1 protein-coding gene is annotated in these 253 nt (G+C 56.9%); it reads right to left on the bottom strand.

Annotation, left to right across the window (positions count from 1 at the left end):
• Window positions 1-9: 9 nt before the first annotated feature.
• Window positions 10-253: hypothetical protein (locus GWC77_RS29385; RefSeq protein WP_217283479.1), on the bottom strand; the 244-nt coding region annotated here is incomplete at its 5' end.

The raw sequence follows: 253 nt of genomic DNA on the forward strand, positions 1-253 counted from the left end.
TTGGTAGTTTCATCTGCAATCGCTGCGCAATACGAAGTGCTGCGTTCCGCCGTGCTTGGCGAGGCCCTGCCCGCAGAAGCGCGTCGCGGACTCAGCGTCCTTCTTGCTCGAGGCATGTGGGCGTGGGTGACCTGCCCCCAACAAACCGGGCCAGTCAGAACCTAGTAAAGTTCGTTTTCGGAGAAGAAGACGAACATGAAGAAGCGTTTTACGGAAGAGCAAATCATCGGGTTTCTGAAGGAAGCCGAGGCCG

The sequence above is a fragment of the Paraburkholderia sp. NMBU_R16 genome, assembly GCF_013282575.1.
Taxonomy (GTDB): domain Bacteria; phylum Pseudomonadota; class Gammaproteobacteria; order Burkholderiales; family Burkholderiaceae; genus Trinickia.